Origin of the sequence: Phenylobacterium sp., assembly GCF_041916435.1 — a bacterium.
Taxonomy (GTDB): Bacteria; Pseudomonadota; Alphaproteobacteria; order Caulobacterales; family Caulobacteraceae; genus Phenylobacterium.
Genome location: NZ_JAYRZM010000004.1, coordinates 156257 through 170270 on the forward strand (window position 1 = coordinate 156257; position 14014 = coordinate 170270).

The window sequence follows — 14014 nt, forward strand, 5'->3', positions numbered from 1 at the left end:
GCCCATGGATCCCTTCCTCGAGCCGGGCGTGCTGGTGCGCCATCCCACCGAGCCGGAGTGGGGCGTCGGGCAGGTGCAATCGGTAGCGGGGCGTCGGGTGACGGTGAACTTCGAGCATGCGGGCAAGCAGGTGATCGACGGCCAGGCGGTGCGCCTGGTGTTCGTGGGCGACGATCCGAGGGCGGCGCGATGAACGACGTGGGCGCCAAGCTGGCCGACATCACCGAAGAGGCCGCGCGCCTGATCCTGCCGCTGTGGCGTTCGGGACTGGAGGTGTCGACCAAGGCCGACAAGAGCCCGGTGACCGAGGCCGACCAGCGCGGCGAGGCGCTGATCCTGGAACGCCTGGCCGAGGCCTTTCCCGGCGTGCCGGTGGTTTCCGAGGAGGACGCCAGCGAATTCGGCACGCCCGACCAGATCGGTCCGCGCTTCTTCCTGGTGGACCCGCTGGACGGCACCAAGGCGTTCGTGCGCGGCGATCCCAACTTCACCGTCAACATCGGGCTGATCGACAACGGCCGGCCGGTGGCGGGGGCGGTGACCGCGCCGCCCACGGGCGAGACCTGGTTCACCCAGGGCGGGCGGGCGCTGAAGCGGGTGAACGGCGGCGAGGCCGAGCCGGTCAGGGCGCGCGCCTGGCCCGACGGCGCGGCGGTGGCCCTGATCAGCCACACGATGAAGGAAGACCACCTGCGCGAGCTGATCCAGCGCTACGGCTTCGATCATCCCAAGCCGATGGATTCGTCGATCAAGCTGTGCCGGATCGCCGAGGGCGCGGCCGACATCTATCCGCGCCACGGGCCGACCATGGAGTGGGACATCGCCGCGGGGCACGCGGTGCTGGAGGCGGCCGGCGGCCGGCTGACCACGCTGGAGGGCGCGCCCTTCAACTACGGCAAGGCGCAGGACGGCTTCAGGAACGGCTTCTTCGTGGCGCGGGGCGCCTGAGGCGCTTCAGTTCAGGCGTCGTCGCCGAGGGCGGCCGACGCCGCGGCCGGCGCGGTGGCGAGGCTTGACGGGGCGTGCGCCGCGCGCAGCGGATCGCGGCTGAGCGCCAGGAAGCCGGCGAAGCCGACGCAGAAGGCGAAGATCGCCAGCCAGAGCAGCGGGCGTAGCGGGTCGTCCAGGCTGTGCGTGTTCATGATCCAGTCCTCTTGGAAGACCTAACCGTCGTTCCGGGCGGGTGGTTGCAAGCCGCGCGCCGACGCGGCTTCACGGGCGCGTTTTCGGCAAATCATGCGAGTGCGTCGCATTTATATTGCTAGTGCAAATCGTTCGCGATACGAGCCTTCCAAAGTCCCGCTTACGAGAAGGCCCATGTCCGTTTCGCGCATGGCGCGCCTGCGCCGCCTTTGGCTCGACGTCCACCTTTGGATCGGCGTCGGCCTGATGATCGTGCTGATTCCCCTGGGGGTTTCGGGGTCGATCCTGGTGTGGGACGCCGGCGTCGACCGGGCGCTCCATCCGGGGCGCTACGCGGTGAGCGGCGAGGAGGCCGCGCTGCCGGCGTCGGCCTACGCCAAGGCGGCGGAGGGCGCCTTCGCCGGCCGCGCGGCGCTGACCCAACTGCGGATGCCCGAGCGCGCGGGCGATCCCGTCTCGGCCGTCGGCCGCGCCGTGGGCCGGCCGGCGCCGGGCGCGCGGCCGAGCAGCGTCAACGTCTGGATCGACCCGCCGAGCGGACGGGTGCTGGCCGTGGAGGAGAGCGGCGCGAGCTTCGTCGGCGTGATGCACCGCCTGCACGGCAGCCTGCTGATCCCGCAGGTGGGCCGCAAGGTGGTGGGCTGGCTCGGCTGGGCGATGTTCGTCAGCTGCGCGACGGGGCTCTGGCTCTGGTGGCCGCGCAACGGGGCCTTCCTGAAGGCGCTGCGCTGGCGGCGGGGGCCTTCGACGATGTTCAACCTGCACCACATGGTGGGCTTCTGGATCTGTCTGCCGCTGGCGGTGCTGTCGCTGACCGGCGTCTACATCTCCTTTCCGCAGACGAGCCGGGCGCTGTTCGGCGTGGCCGAGGCGCCCCGGGGGCCAGGCGGCCCGGGCGGTGGTCCGCGCGGCGCCTTCGCCCCGCCCCTGCGTCATCCCAAGCTGACCATCGACCAGGCCGTGGCCAGCGCCCAGGGCCTGGCGCTGGGCGCGCCGCTGCAATCGGTGAGCGCGCCCCAGGCGGGCCGCGAGCCGGTGTGGCGCGTGCAGTTCGTGGGGGCCGAGGGCGTGCGGCCGTCGACCATCGAGGTCGCCGACGCCACCGGCCAGGCCCGCCAGGCGGTGGAGCGGCCGCGCGGCGCCCAGGACCCGGTCTCGCGCTGGATGCGGCGCATCCACGACGGATCGGACACCGGCCTGGTCTGGCAGATCGTGATCTTCGTCGCCGGCCTGGCCCCGGCGGTGCTGGGCGTGACGGGGCTGGTGATGTGGCTGCGTCGCCGCGCGCGACGCCGGGCGATGGAGGCGCGCCTGGCGGCGGCCGAATAGTTGCGAACGATTCTCATTGCGAGTCGTTCGCAGGGGATATAGGAGTGCGTCGCAATCGCATTGTGACGGTAATTTCCAGGGGCTTGAATGATGAACAGTCAGCAATCGCACGGCGTCAGGGCCTATGCCCGACGGGCCTTCGCGTCGGGGGCCGTCGCGGGGCTCGCGGGTCTGATGCTGGCGCCGCACGCGATCGCCGCCGAGGCGGCTGACGCCGCGGCCGACGCGCCGGTGGAGGTGTCCGGGGTCAACGTCGAGGCGAAGCTGGCCGAGCAGCCGGACTCTCCGAAGTTCACCGCTCCCCTGGTGGACACGCCCCGCTCGGTGACGGTGATCCCGCGAGAGGTGATTGAGGAGACCGCCGCGACCTCGCTGCAGGACATCCTGCGCGCCTCGCCGGGCATCACCCTGGGCGCGGGCGAGGGCGGCCAGCCCCTGGCCGACCGGCCGTTCATCCGCGGCCAGGCCTCGGGCAACAACGTCTTCGTCGACGGGGTGCGCGACACCGGCGGCCAGATCCGCGAGGTCTTCGACCTGGAGCAGGTGGAAGTGATCAAGGGGCCGGATTCGGCCTACAACGGCCGCGGCTCCGGCGGCGGCAGCATCAACCTGACCACCAAGCGGCCGCAGCTCGACACCTTCGTGCGCGCCTCGGCGGCGGCGGGCACCTCGTCCTATCTGCGCGGGACGATCGACGCCAACTACCGGCTGGGCGAGACCTCGGCGTTCCGCCTGAACCTGATGGGCACGCAGGGCGACACCCCCGGCCGCGAGGTGGTGGACTTCAGCCGCTGGGGCGTGGCCGGCGCCTACGCCATCGGCCTGGGCACCGACACCCGCTTCACGCTGAGCTACTACCACCTGGACGCCGACAACATGCCCGACTACGGCGTGCCGCTGTGGGCCAAGACGCCGGACGTGCCGCGCACCGACAGCGGCGTGCTGAACGTCGATCGCTCCAGCTTCTACGGGCTGACCGCGCGCGACTACCAGACCACGCGGGCGGACATCGCCACGCTGATCGCCGAGCGCGACGTGACCTCGAACCTCACGATCCGCAACGTCTTCCGCTACTCGAAGACCCTGAACGACTACATCCTGACCAACCCCGGCGACGGCGGCGCGGCGCAGCTGATCGACGGCCAGTGGTGGATGAAGCGGGGCACCAAGTCGCGCTGGAACCCGACGGACACCGTCGCCAGCCTGACCGACGTCTACGGCAAGTTCGTCACCGGGAGCGTCGAGCACAGCTTCGACGTGGGCCTGGAGCTGTCGCGCGAGCGCAACAAGAACGCCAGCTACGTGATCTATACGACCTCCGGCGCGAGCTGCCCGACGGGCTTCACCAACACCGTGACCAGCGCCGGCGTCGACGACTGCACGCTGGTCTATTCGCCCAACCCGTCCGATCCCTGGACCGGGACCATCACCCGCGCCCCGGCCAGCGTCAGCACCAGCAAGACCGCGGGCGTCTACGCCTTCGACACGCTGAAGTTCGGCGAGCACTGGCTGGTGAACCTGGGCCTGCGCTGGGACAGCTTCGAGGTGGACGGCTACAACGTCAGCGTCACGAGCTCGAAGGGCGTGATCACCGGCACGACGATCACCCCGAGCTCCGGCGACTGGTCGTTCGTCAACTACCAGGCGGGCGTGGTCTACAAGCCGACCGAGAGCGGCAGCCTCTACGTCTCCTACGGCACCTCATCGACGCCTCCCACCATCTCGGGCGGCGACCAGAACACCAATTCGTCCACCGGTTCGGGCAACCTCGCCGGTTCGGTGCTGGACCCGGAGGAGACCACCAGCGTGGAAGCCGGGGTGAAGTGGCTGCTGCTGGGCGGCAAGCTGTCGACCTCGGCGGCGGTGTTCCGCACCGAGCGCAAGAACGCCCAGATCGAGGTGGACGACGGGGTCTACGCCCAGGCCGGCGAGGCCCGCGTTCAGGGGGTCGAGCTGAGCGCGTCCGGCGAGGTCCTGCCCGGCTGGAAGGTGTTCGGCGGCTACACCTACATGGACAGCGAACTGGTCAAGGGCGCCTACGACAACGCCCAGGTCGGCCAGCCCCTGGCCAACACCCCCGAGCACAGCTTCAGCCTGTTCAGCACCTACCAGCTGACCACCGCCTTCAGCTTCGGCGGCGGCGCCTACTACGTCTCCAAGAGCTACGGCGGCAACCAGGGCGGCTCCGGCGGCGGCAGCTACGAGGTCTACGCGCCCGCCTACTGGCGCTTCGACGCCTATGCGTCCTATCGGATCAACGACAAGGCCGACCTGCAGCTCAACGTGCAGAACGTGACCGACGAGGACTACATTCTGCGGACCAATGGGCGTCACCACGCCGACTACGGGCCGGGACGGCAGGCGATCCTGACCCTCAACCTCCGCTTCTGAGCGCGGACGCAGCAAGGAGAGCGGCGATGATGCTGCATGTCCCGGAGGTGCTGACCAAGGCCCAGGTGGCCGAGGTCCGCGCGGTGATCGACGCGGCCGAATGGGTCGACGGCAACGCCACCTCCGGCTCGCAGAGCGCGCTGGCCAAGCGCAACGAGCAGCTTCCGGAAGACTCCGAGGCAGCGCGCTGGGCCGGCGAGCTGATCCAGGACGCCCTGGCGCGCAATCCGCTGTTCGTCGCAGCGGCCCTGCCGCAGAAGGTGTTCCCGCCGCTCTTCAACCGCTACGCTGGCGGCCAGACCTTCGGCCGCCACGTGGACAACGCCATCCGCCAGTCGCGCGGCGGCGGCACGCGCATCCGCACCGACCTGTCGGCGACCCTGTTCCTCAGCGAGCCCGACGACTACGACGGCGGGGAGCTGACGGTGGACGACACTTTCGGCGCCCACCAGGTGAAGCTGCCGGCGGGGGACATGATCCTCTATCCCTCGTCGAGCCTGCACGAGGTGGAGCCGGTGACGCGCGGGGCGCGGGTGTGCAGCTTCTTCTGGATGCAGAGCCTGGTGCGCGAGGACGCCCGCCGCACGCTGCTGTTCGAGATGGACATCGCCATCCAGCGGCTGGCCACGCGGCTGGGCCAGGGCGAGGAATCGGTGGTGGCGCTCACCGGGACCTACCACAACCTGCTGCGCATGTGGGCGGAGCTCTAGGCGCGGCGTTCCGGGGCGGCGGATCTAGGGCGCGGCGGCGTCGAAGGTCTGGGCCGTGGCGGCCTTGGCGTCATGGTCGGGCTCGGTGGCGGCCAGCCGGCCGGCGTTCCAGCCCCAGCTGGCCAGAAGCGCCACGAACGCCAGGAACGTGGAGATCAGCAGCACCCAGAAGACGTCGCGGCCGAGCCGCCCCTGGCGGGCCCGGGCGGCGTTGAATCGGGTGGCGAGGTTGGGCGCCATGGGCGGCCTCCTTCCATGCCTAGAAGGGGAAGTAGCTGAACGGCCCCAGCGCCGCCGGCCCGGCGGGCGCGGCCGTGACCGCGCCGACGATCCAGCCGCCGGCCGCCAGCAGGATCGCCCCGGCGATCGCCACGAGGCGTCGGCGGGCGGCGCGCTGGCGATGGGGCAGGGTTTGGAACAGGACCAGTCCCGTGGTCGCTGGAGCTCTGTGGTCGATCATCCGCTCGCCCTCCGGGCCTTGTCGGGGTCGATTTCCCAACGGATGTAACCTTTGGCGCACGCAAGGCGTTCCCATCGCGGCGAACGCGTAAAATTTTCGCTGGACAGGGGAACGGATCGCGCGGCCGATTCGTTTAAAGGTTGCGGAGGCGGCGACGCCCCCCCCGACTTGAGGCCGGCGATCATGCCGGCCTGCCGTCTCCGCACCCCTTTTCTCGATGATGCTGACTTCCAGGCGGGCCCCGGGCCCGCCTTTTCTTCAGCGATTCAATGTTGTGGCGACAGGCGCAGGACCACGTCGACGCGCCGGCGGACCGGCTGGGCCGCGCCGCTCGGGGTCACCGAGCCGGTCTGGCCGGCGGCGGCGATGGCGAACTCCCCGGCGGGCAGATTGGCGTCGGCCAGGGCCGCGGTGACCGACTGGGCCCTGCGCTTGGAAAGCTCCAGGTTGTGTTCCGGCGCGCCCGTGGCGTCGGCCAGGCCGAGGACGTCGACCCGGTCGATCCGGCAGGCCTTGGGGATCGCCGAGGCCTGGGCGAGCACGGCGCGGGCCTCCTTGGTGACGGTCACCGAGTCGGTCTCGAAATAGATGTGGACGACCCGGTCCTGGCAGGGCGGGCGGCCCAGGGCGGTGACGTGCTGGCACCCGCCGAGCGTCGCGGCGGCGAGCGCCGCGCCCACCGCCGTCGACCGCCATCGCCCTGCGAGATGTCTCATAGCGCCCCCTGAACAGAAATGACGAAAGGGCGGCCGGCATGGCGTCCGGCCGCCCCGCTCGTGTCGGCGGCCGCGCTCAGGTGCGCGGGCTGCCGTCCTCCCAATAGTAACGGCCCGTGCGGGAGTCGTAGTAGTAATAGCGACCCACGCGCTCGTCGTAGTACTGCCTGTGGTTGGGCTGGGCCGCGCCGCAGCCGCCGTCCTGGCGGCAGCCCCTGACCGCGCCGGCCGTGCCGCCCACGGCCGCGCCGATCACCGCGCCCGTGCCGGCGTCGCCGGAGCCGACGTTGTTGCCGATCACCGCGCCGGCCAGCGCCCCGAGGGCCGCGCCGCCGGCGGCGTTCCGCTCGACATTGCCGGTGCTGGTGCAGGCCGCCGCCAGCAGGCCCGCCGTCGCGACGGCGGCAATAGGTTTCCACATCGCTCGCTCTCCTCAAGCGCCCCCGCGCGAGAGCCCAAGGCTCGAACGCTGAGCCGCTCCGGCGGTTCCCGCAAGCCCCCGCCGGCCGCCGAGGTTTGCCCAGGGCCGGCCAAAGGGGTATCCCAGGGCATGGAGGGTCGCCCATGAGTTCGCGGCGCGTTCGGCGCCTTGGCCCGACCCGGGTCACGTCGTGCTGAAGAGGGCCCCCGCCGACGCGCCGTTCGTGGCGCGCCGCGTGGAGATGGTGATCGGCGCTTCGCCGTTCGGAGCCTCGCCGGGCGCGGCGGAAGAGGCCGCGCGGCTTCTCGCCGACCTGGGGATGGAGGGGCGCGTCCACGCGCCCGAGCCCGCCGAGATCGCCAACAGCCTGCGCCGCGCGGCTGAAGCCGGCCCTGACGTGCTGGCGGTGCTGGGCGGCGACGCCGACGTGCGCGCGGCGGTTCAGCTTTGCGGCGCGGACGGCCCGGCCGTGGCGCCGCTGCCCGGCGGCCCGTCGAATGTGCTGGCCCGCGCGCTCTACGGGTCCTGCGATTGGCCGGACGCCCTGAGGCTGGCCCTCGGCCGCGGGCGCGCGCGCCTGGTGGACGGCGGCGAGATCGACGGGCGTGTCTTCCTGGCGGCGGCGGTGCTGGGCGCGCCGGCCCTGGGCCCGGCCGCCAGCCGCCCGCGCCGGCCGAGGTCGGCGCACTGGCGCGCCGTGCGGCGGGCGCTGACCGGCCGCTTGAGGTTCTGCCTGGACAGCTGCGAGCGGGGCAAGGCCGAGGCCCTGGCGCTGGTCGGCCCGCTGGTCTCGCAGGGGCGCGGCGACGGCGCGGACGGTTTCGAGGCGGTGTCGCTGAACGCCGCGGGCGCGGCGCGGGCCTTCGACCTGGGCCTGCCGGCGGCGCTGGAGGCCGTGCGGTCGAACGCCGCCGAGCGTTTCGATCGCCCGCGCGGCGTCAAGGTATGGGCGGCCGGACACATTCCGGCGCTTCTGGACGGTGAGCCCGTGCGGCTGGAGCACGTGGCCCACGCCTGCATTCGCCGTCAGGCGGCGCGTCTGCTCATGCCGCCGGGGCGTGGCGACGGCGAAAGGGCGACGGCTCGGGGCGAGCCGCCGCCCTTTTCCAATCAGGCCGGAACGGCGGCGGGGTAGGCGTAGGCCGCGCCCTGGCCGCGCGCGGCGGCGTATTGCTGGCCGGCGAACGACCAGTCCACCAGCTTGTCGAACCAGGCTTCCAGGAAGCCCTTACGGTCCTGCTGGTGGTCCAGGTAATAGGCGTGCTCCCACAGGTCGCAGACCAGGATCGGGGTCACGCCGGCCTCGGTCACCAGGCAGCCGGCGTCGTGGGTGGAGACGACCTTCAGCGTGTCGCCTTCGGCCGCAAGCCAGACCCAGCCGGAGCCGAAGTGGCCGATGCCTTCGTTCACGAAGGCGGTCTTCAGCGCCTCGACCCCGCCGAACGTCCGCTCGATGGCCGCCGCCAGGTCGCCGCCGAGGGGCTTGGACTCGCCGGACATGCACAGCCAGAAGAAGGCATGGTTCCAGGCCTGGGCGGCGTTGTTGAACACCTTGGCGTTCTTGCCGGCCGCGTCGCGGATCGCCGCTTCCATGGTGGCGGGGGCGGCGCCGGAGTCCTTCAGGAGCTGGTTCAGCACCTCGATGTACTTGGCGTGGTGCTTGTCATGGTGGTGATGCATCGTCTTGGACGAGATCACCGGCTCAAGCGCGTCGTAGGCGTAGGTGAGGTCAGGGAGTACGAACATCGGCCTTCCAGGGTTCTGCGGGGGGAAGAGGGTTACGTCTTAACGGACGGCGCCGTCGTAACCCATGCGAAGTGGTTTGGTTCGATCAAAATTTCAGGATTTGCGATCGCCGCGCCCGGCCATGAAGGCGGTCACGGCGGTGGCGACGATCTTGGGGTTGCGGGCCAGCACCACCCCCGCCGCGATCATCGCGCCGACCGCCACGATCGGCTTGTCGCGGGCCAGTTGGATGAGCTTGGCCGGCAGGTCCTGCTCGGCCTTCGCACGCGCACGCGGGCCGGTTCCGGCGGCGATCATCAGGCCGATCAGGCCGATGATGAGGAAGACGGCGGCGGCGACCAGGCCCGAAGCGCCGGCCGGCCCGAGCCAGGGCGCAAGCGCGGCGAACAGGGCGTAGCACGCCGCAATGATCCCCGCGGCCGCGGCCGTGGAGATGGCGATGACGCCGATGAAGGCGAGGTAGGCCTTGCCGATCAACGCCGGCGGCCGCCGGCGAGGACCAGGCCGACGAGCACGCCCACGCCGAGCGCGGCGACCGTCGCGGTCAGCGGCCGCTCCTTCACGCGCTCGCTCACGTAGCGCTGAGCTTCTTCAAGCTGCTGGCCGGCCGTGTCGGCATAGGCGCGCGACTGCGCGCGGATCTGCTCGACGCCTTCGTGGACGGCTTTTTCGAAGCGCTTGGCCGCTTCCTGGAAGCTGCGCTGGGCTTCGGCGCTCAGGGCGGTGGCTCCGTTGGCCGCGGCCGTGGCGGCGGCCTTGGCGTCTTCGACGACCTGTTCGGCGCTGGCAGGCATTTTCAAATCTCCCACAGTCCACCCGCCGCCCTTCGCGCGGCGGAAATGGCCAAGGCCTTTATGTTAGGCGGTTCCCAGCCCCGTGCAACGGCGGGTCCCGCCGAAACCTGTGCTTGCATGGCGGAATTGTGGCTCGTTTCTGTCGCCTCCAACCGCTGCCCATCCTATGTTCGCTGCATGACCGACGATTCAGCGCCCCGAAGCCTGGGCCGAGCCGATCTGGAGCTCGCATTGCAGGCTGCAGGGCTGGGCGAGTTCGAGTGGCGGCGCGCCGGGGACGTCTTCGTCATCAACCAGCGCACGCGCGAAATCCTGGGCCTGTCGGGCGAGGTGATCGACGCCAGCGACACCGGACCGTTCTACACGGCCGTCCATCCCGACGACCGCGGCCCGCTGCGCGAGGCGGTGGTCGCCGCGCTGAAGAACGACGACCGGTTCGACGTGGAGTTCCGCCTCGTCCGCCCCGACGACGGCCGCAACGTGTGGATCCGATGCGCTGGGGTTCCGGTGCGCGACGTTGAGGACCGGCCGCAGGCGGCGATCGGCGTGGTCGAGGACATCACCGAGCGCAAGCTGGAGGAAAGCCAGCGCCTGACCCTGATGGCCGAGCTGGACCACCGGGTGAAGAACGTGCTGGCCGCCGTGCAGGCCCTGGCCTTCCAGACGGCCAAGCGCACCACCTCGCTGGACAGCTTCCTGCAGACCTTCGCCGGGCGGCTGAAGTCGATGGGCTCGGCCAACGAGCTGCTCACGGCCGCGCGCTGGCGCGGGGCGGCGGTGGACCATCTGGCCGCCGCCGAGCTGGGCGGCCTGGCCCCCAGCCAGACCCGGTGGGAGGGGCCGGAGCTCTTCCTGACGCCGCGGGCGGCCAACGCCCTGTCGCTGGCCCTGCACGAACTGGTGACCAACGCGCTCAAGTACGGCGCGCTCTCCACCGACCAGGGCCGGGTGGACGTGCGCTGGGGCCGGCGCGAAGGCGGCGGGTTCGAGCTCCTGTGGCTGGAATCCGGCGGCCCGTCGGTGCAGCCGCCGTCGCACCACGGCTTCGGCACCACCCTGCTCAGCCAGGTCACCGGCCGCGAGCTGAACGGCGAGACCTCGATCGAATACAATCCCGGCGGCCTTCGCGCCCGCCTCAAGGCCGGCCCCTCGGCGCTGGTGGAGCGGCCCGAGACGGTGCCCCAGGCGCCCAAGCCGCGGGCGGCCGAGGCCGCGCCCGTCGCCGCCGGCGAGGCCGACCTGAAGGGCGCGCGCATCCTGATCGTCGAGGACGCGGTGCTGCTGGCCCTGGAGCTGGAGACCGGCCTGAAGGAGGCTGGCGCGGAGGTGATCGGCCCGGCCTACGAGCTGGACGAGGCCATGGGCCTGCTCGACCAGAAGATCGACGCGGCGGTGCTGGACGCCAACCTGAACGGCCAGTCGGTGACGCCGGTGGCCGAGGTGCTGGCCCAGCGCGGGGTGCCGTTCGTCTTCGCCACCGGCTACGGCGGGGCGGCCGGCGCTCCCGCCGGGTTCGACGCGCCGATCATCAGGAAGCCCTATGACGTGACCCAGGTGGCCGCGGCCGTGGGCGAGCTGCTCCAGCGCCGATCGCAGCCGGCCTAGACGATCTTCGCCGCGCGCAGGCCGGCGATCTTTTCCGCGTCGTAGCCGGCCACCTGCGCCAACACCTCGTCGGTGTGCTCGCCGAGCGCGGGCCCCGGCCAGCGCACGCGGCCGGGCGTCTCCGACAGCTTGGGGAAGGCGTTCTGCATCTTGATGGGGCCGAACACCGGGTGGTCGGTCTCAATGATGGAATCGCGGGCCTTGAACTGCGGATCGTCCAGCATGTCCGGGGCGCGGTAGATGCGGCCGCTGGGCACGCCGTGGGATTCCAGGAGCTCCAGCAGCGGGCCCAGTTCGAAGCCGCGGGTCCAGTCGGCGATCAGCGCGTCCAGCTCCTTCTGGTTGGTCCCCCGCGAGGCGTGATCGACGAAGCGCGGATCCTTGGCCAGCTCGGCCCGGCCCATGGCCTCGCACAGGCGGGCGAACACCGTGTCGCCGTTGCCGCCGATCAGGATGAACTCGCCGCCAACCACCGGATAGGCGTTGGACGGGGCGATGCCCGGCAGGATCGAGCCGGAGCGTTCCCGCACATAGCCGGTCAGGTCGTACTCGGTGACCAGGTTCTCCATCACCGCCAGCATGCTCTCGTAGAGCGCCGCGTCGATCACCTGGCCGCGGCCGGTGCGCTGGCGCGCGTGCAGGGCCATGGTGATCCCCATGACCGCGTGCATGGCGGTCAGGCTGTCGCCGATGGAGATGCCGGCGCGGGCCGGCGGGCGGTCGGGATCGCCGGTGACGTAGCGCAGCCCGCCCATGGCCTCGCCGATCAGGCCGTAGCCGGGCCGCTTGGCGTAGGGCCCGGTCTGGCCGAAGCCGGAGACGCGGGCCATGACCAGGCCCGGATGGCTCGCCGAGAGCGAGGCGTAGTCCAGCCCCCACTTCTCCATGGCGCCGGGGCGGAAGTTCTCCACCAGCACGTCGGCCTTGCCGATCAGGTCGCGGGCGATCTGCTGGCCCTCCGGCTTGCGCAGGTCGACGGTGACCGACTTCTTGTTGCGGCCGATCACCGGCCACCAGGGCGAGAGCCCCTTGGGCAGGCTGCGGCCCCACTGGCGCATGGGATCGCCGGTCCCCGGGTCCTCCAGCTTGATCACCTCGGCGCCGAAGTCGCCCAGGATCTGGCCGCAGAACGGGCCGGCGATCAGGCTGCCCATCTCGATCACGCGCAGACCGGCGAGCGGCCCTTCGGCTTCGGGCGTCTTCGAGTTCACCTTGGGGGACCTCCCTTATGGTCTTGTCGGCGGCGTGGTTGGAGCCGGCGCGCGGCCGTCTTGTCAATGTTCCATAGCACTCTGGCGCGCCGCGACAGGCGGGAGTAGGGGAGCGCCATGGCCGATTACGTCTTCGCTCCCCCGCCCGTCGCCGCCCTGCCCGTCGAGGGCCAGGAGGGCCTGTTCCCGATCCGCCGCGTCCTGTGCGTGGGGCGCAACTACGCCGCCCACCGCCGCGAGATGGGCGGCGACGACCGCGATCCGCCGTTCTTCTTCGCCAAGCCGGCGGACGCGGTGATCGGGCCGGGAGTCGATCCGGCCTATCCGTCGCGCACCAAGAACCTGCACCACGAGATCGAGCTGGTGGTGGCGCTGAAGGCCGGCGGCGCGAACGTGCCGGTCGACAAGGCCCTGGACCTGGTGTTCGGCTACGCCGTGGGCGTCGACCTGACCCGCCGCGACCTGCAGAACGCGGCCAAGGACAAGGGCCAGCCCTGGGACGCCGGCAAGGGCTTCGACGAGGCCGCGCCGATGTCGGCCGTCAAGCCGTGGAGCGGGCCGGCGCCGCAAGGGCGCATCCGCCTGTCGGTCAACGGCCAGACGCGCCAGGAGGCGACCGTCGACGACATGATCTGGAACGTGGCCGAGGTGATCTCCGAGGCCTCCAAGCTGTGGCGCCTGGCGCCGGGCGACCTGATCTTCACCGGCACGCCGGAAGGCGTCGGCCCGCTCGAGCCCGGCGACCGGGTGGAAGGCGAGGTGGAAGGCGTGGGCGCGCTGGCCTTCACGGTCGCGCCCGCAGCGGCGTCATGACCTACACCCTCTACAGCCACTGGCGCGCCACCGCGCCGTACCGCCTGCGCATCGGCCTGGCGCTCAAGGGCGTCGACTACGACTACGTCCCGGTGAACCTGGCGGCCGGCGACCAGCGGCAGGCGGCCTATCGGGCGGTCAATCCCCAGGGGCTGACGCCGGCCCTGGACGTCGGCGGACGCGTGCTGACCCAGAGCGTGGCGATCCTGGAATGGCTGGAGGAGACCCGGCCCGAGCCGCCGCTGCTGCCGAAGGATCCGCTGGACCGGGCCGTGGTGCGCGCCATGGTCGGGATCGTCGCCTGCGATATCCACCCCCTGAACAACACCCGTGTGGGCCGGGCCCTGCACAGGCTGGGCGTGGAGCAGCCGGCGATCCTGGAGTGGATCCAGGGCTGGATCCGCGACGGCTTCGACGCCCTGGAGCCGATGGTGGCCGAGCACGGCCGCGGCTACGCCTTCGGCGACGCGCCGACCCTGGCCGACTGCCTCCTGGCGCCGCAGGTCTATTCGGCCCGCCGCTACGAGCTGGACCTGGCCCCCTGGCCGGCGATCGCCGCGGCGGTGGAGCGGGCCAACCAGCACCCGGCCTTCATCGCCGCCCATCCGGACCGCCAGCCGGACGCCAATCCTTCCCCAGCGTAAGCTTGCGGCGGCGGTCCACCTCGGCTCTAAG

The 14014-nt window shown here is 71.5% G+C and carries 18 protein-coding genes; 9 read left to right on the forward strand and 9 right to left on the reverse strand.

Translation table 11 applies throughout. The features are described from left to right. Nucleotides 1-4: 4 nt before the first annotated feature. Both ACE3TA_RS12205 and cysQ read left to right on the forward strand, forming a co-directional pair. Nucleotides 5-193: a DUF3553 domain-containing protein gene (locus ACE3TA_RS12205; RefSeq protein WP_374574000.1), complete on the forward strand. Its 189-nt coding sequence runs from the start codon at nucleotides 5-7 to the stop codon at nucleotides 191-193. Further along, entirely contained in the window at nucleotides 190-948 is a 759-nt protein-coding gene (gene cysQ / locus ACE3TA_RS12210; RefSeq protein WP_374574002.1) for a 3'(2'),5'-bisphosphate nucleotidase CysQ, read from the forward strand. The genes ACE3TA_RS12205 and cysQ overlap by 4 nt, the downstream gene beginning before the upstream one ends. A gap of 11 nt (nucleotides 949-959) precedes the next feature. Here the strand turns inward: cysQ and ACE3TA_RS12215 are convergent, their stop codons facing one another. Then, the gene (locus tag ACE3TA_RS12215) at nucleotides 960-1142 is read right to left on the reverse strand and encodes a hypothetical protein (protein ID WP_374574004.1); all 183 of its coding nucleotides are present in this window, start codon (nucleotides 1140-1142) and stop codon (nucleotides 960-962) included. A gap of 175 nt (nucleotides 1143-1317) precedes the next feature. On the opposite strand from ACE3TA_RS12215, the gene ACE3TA_RS12220 reads away from it, so the two are divergent. The 3 genes from ACE3TA_RS12220 (at nucleotide 1318) to ACE3TA_RS12230 (ending at nucleotide 5573) form a co-directional block, all read left to right on the forward strand. Further along, complete coding sequence (locus tag ACE3TA_RS12220) at nucleotides 1318-2472, forward strand: PepSY-associated TM helix domain-containing protein (RefSeq protein WP_374574006.1); 1155 nt, start codon at nucleotides 1318-1320, stop codon at nucleotides 2470-2472. A gap of 90 nt (nucleotides 2473-2562) precedes the next feature. Next, on the forward strand, nucleotides 2563-4863 hold the full coding sequence (locus ACE3TA_RS12225; RefSeq protein ID WP_374574008.1) for a TonB-dependent receptor: 2301 nt from the start codon (nucleotides 2563-2565) through the stop codon (nucleotides 4861-4863). Between the two features lie 26 nt (nucleotides 4864-4889). Continuing rightward, entirely contained in the window at nucleotides 4890-5573 is a 684-nt protein-coding gene (locus ACE3TA_RS12230; RefSeq protein WP_374574010.1) for a Fe2+-dependent dioxygenase, read from the forward strand. 24 nt (nucleotides 5574-5597) lie between these two features. On the opposite strand, the gene ACE3TA_RS12235 is transcribed toward ACE3TA_RS12230, so the two are convergent. The 4 genes from ACE3TA_RS12235 to ACE3TA_RS12250 all read right to left on the reverse strand — a co-directional run bounded on the left by ACE3TA_RS12235 (nucleotide 5598) and on the right by ACE3TA_RS12250 (nucleotide 7170). Further along, nucleotides 5598-5813 (reverse strand): hypothetical protein, encoded by a 216-nt coding sequence (locus ACE3TA_RS12235; RefSeq protein WP_374574012.1) that lies wholly within the window; start codon nucleotides 5811-5813, stop codon nucleotides 5598-5600. 19 nt (nucleotides 5814-5832) lie between these two features. Further along, nucleotides 5833-6033 carry a hypothetical protein gene (locus ACE3TA_RS12240; RefSeq protein WP_374574014.1) on the reverse strand — a complete coding sequence of 67 codons (201 nt, stop codon included), beginning with the start codon at nucleotides 6031-6033 and terminating at the stop codon, nucleotides 5833-5835. A gap of 266 nt (nucleotides 6034-6299) precedes the next feature. Next, nucleotides 6300-6749 carry an OmpA family protein gene (locus tag ACE3TA_RS12245; RefSeq protein ID WP_374574016.1) on the reverse strand — a complete coding sequence of 150 codons (450 nt, stop codon included), beginning with the start codon at nucleotides 6747-6749 and terminating at the stop codon, nucleotides 6300-6302. 76 nt (nucleotides 6750-6825) lie between these two features. Then, nucleotides 6826-7170, reverse strand: coding sequence for a YMGG-like glycine zipper-containing protein (locus tag ACE3TA_RS12250; RefSeq protein WP_374574018.1), 345 nt, complete (start codon nucleotides 7168-7170; stop codon nucleotides 6826-6828). A gap of 190 nt (nucleotides 7171-7360) precedes the next feature. On the opposite strand from ACE3TA_RS12250, the gene ACE3TA_RS12255 reads away from it, so the two are divergent. Then, nucleotides 7361-8305: a diacylglycerol kinase family protein gene (locus tag ACE3TA_RS12255; protein ID WP_374574020.1), complete on the forward strand. Its 945-nt coding sequence runs from the start codon at nucleotides 7361-7363 to the stop codon at nucleotides 8303-8305. Here the strand turns inward: ACE3TA_RS12255 and ACE3TA_RS12260 are convergent. The 3 genes from ACE3TA_RS12260 to ACE3TA_RS12270 form a co-directional block, all read right to left on the reverse strand. Then, nucleotides 8281-8916 (reverse strand): superoxide dismutase, encoded by a 636-nt coding sequence (locus tag ACE3TA_RS12260; protein WP_374574022.1) that lies wholly within the window; start codon nucleotides 8914-8916, stop codon nucleotides 8281-8283. The genes ACE3TA_RS12255 and ACE3TA_RS12260 overlap by 25 nt on opposite strands. 93 nt (nucleotides 8917-9009) lie before the next feature. Beyond that, a complete protein-coding gene (locus tag ACE3TA_RS12265) occupies nucleotides 9010-9393 on the reverse strand; it encodes a hypothetical protein (protein WP_374574024.1) in 384 nt (127 codons plus the stop codon). After that, the gene (locus tag ACE3TA_RS12270; RefSeq protein ID WP_374574026.1) at nucleotides 9390-9710 is read right to left on the reverse strand and encodes a hypothetical protein; all 321 of its coding nucleotides are present in this window, start codon (nucleotides 9708-9710) and stop codon (nucleotides 9390-9392) included. The genes ACE3TA_RS12265 and ACE3TA_RS12270 overlap by 4 nt, the downstream gene beginning before the upstream one ends. Before the next feature lie 177 nt (nucleotides 9711-9887). On the opposite strand from ACE3TA_RS12270, the gene ACE3TA_RS12275 reads away from it, so the two are divergent. Further along, on the forward strand, nucleotides 9888-11315 hold the full coding sequence (locus tag ACE3TA_RS12275; protein WP_374574028.1) for an HWE histidine kinase domain-containing protein: 1428 nt from the start codon (nucleotides 9888-9890) through the stop codon (nucleotides 11313-11315). On the opposite strand, the gene ACE3TA_RS12280 is transcribed toward ACE3TA_RS12275, so the two are convergent. After that, on the reverse strand, nucleotides 11312-12526 hold the full coding sequence (locus ACE3TA_RS12280) for a CaiB/BaiF CoA transferase family protein (RefSeq protein WP_374574030.1): 1215 nt from the start codon (nucleotides 12524-12526) through the stop codon (nucleotides 11312-11314). The genes ACE3TA_RS12275 and ACE3TA_RS12280 overlap by 4 nt on opposite strands. A gap of 117 nt (nucleotides 12527-12643) precedes the next feature. On the opposite strand from ACE3TA_RS12280, the gene ACE3TA_RS12285 reads away from it, so the two are divergent. Beyond that, entirely contained in the window at nucleotides 12644-13339 is a 696-nt protein-coding gene (locus ACE3TA_RS12285) for a fumarylacetoacetate hydrolase family protein (RefSeq protein ID WP_374574032.1), read from the forward strand. After that, complete coding sequence (maiA, locus tag ACE3TA_RS12290; RefSeq protein WP_374574033.1) at nucleotides 13336-13983, forward strand: maleylacetoacetate isomerase; 648 nt, start codon at nucleotides 13336-13338, stop codon at nucleotides 13981-13983. The genes ACE3TA_RS12285 and maiA overlap by 4 nt, the downstream gene beginning before the upstream one ends. Nucleotides 13984-14014 lie beyond the last annotated feature (31 nt).

Bases quoted from the DNA above. Each gene is read 5' to 3' on its own strand.
- ACE3TA_RS12205 (WP_374574000.1), top strand. From the start codon at position 5: ATGGATCCCTTCCTCGAGCCGGGCGTGCTGGTGCGCCATCCCACCGAG.
- cysQ (WP_374574002.1), top strand. From the start codon at position 190: ATGAACGACGTGGGCGCCAAGCTGGCCGACATCACCGAAGAGGCCGCG.
- ACE3TA_RS12215 (WP_374574004.1), bottom strand. From the start codon at position 1,142: ATGAACACGCACAGCCTGGACGACCCGCTACGCCCGCTGCTCTGGCTG.
- ACE3TA_RS12220 (WP_374574006.1), top strand. From the start codon at position 1,318: ATGTCCGTTTCGCGCATGGCGCGCCTGCGCCGCCTTTGGCTCGACGTC.
- ACE3TA_RS12225 (WP_374574008.1), top strand. From the start codon at position 2,563: ATGAACAGTCAGCAATCGCACGGCGTCAGGGCCTATGCCCGACGGGCC.
- ACE3TA_RS12230 (WP_374574010.1), top strand. From the start codon at position 4,890: ATGATGCTGCATGTCCCGGAGGTGCTGACCAAGGCCCAGGTGGCCGAG.
- ACE3TA_RS12235 (WP_374574012.1), bottom strand. From the start codon at position 5,813: ATGGCGCCCAACCTCGCCACCCGATTCAACGCCGCCCGGGCCCGCCAG.
- ACE3TA_RS12240 (WP_374574014.1), bottom strand. From the start codon at position 6,033: ATGATCGACCACAGAGCTCCAGCGACCACGGGACTGGTCCTGTTCCAA.
- ACE3TA_RS12245 (WP_374574016.1), bottom strand. From the start codon at position 6,749: ATGAGACATCTCGCAGGGCGATGGCGGTCGACGGCGGTGGGCGCGGCG.
- ACE3TA_RS12250 (WP_374574018.1), bottom strand. From the start codon at position 7,170: ATGTGGAAACCTATTGCCGCCGTCGCGACGGCGGGCCTGCTGGCGGCG.
- ACE3TA_RS12260 (WP_374574022.1), bottom strand. From the start codon at position 8,916: ATGTTCGTACTCCCTGACCTCACCTACGCCTACGACGCGCTTGAGCCG.
- ACE3TA_RS12270 (WP_374574026.1), bottom strand. From the start codon at position 9,710: ATGCCTGCCAGCGCCGAACAGGTCGTCGAAGACGCCAAGGCCGCCGCC.
- ACE3TA_RS12275 (WP_374574028.1), top strand. From the start codon at position 9,888: ATGACCGACGATTCAGCGCCCCGAAGCCTGGGCCGAGCCGATCTGGAG.
- ACE3TA_RS12285 (WP_374574032.1), top strand. From the start codon at position 12,644: ATGGCCGATTACGTCTTCGCTCCCCCGCCCGTCGCCGCCCTGCCCGTC.
- maiA (WP_374574033.1), top strand. From the start codon at position 13,336: ATGACCTACACCCTCTACAGCCACTGGCGCGCCACCGCGCCGTACCGC.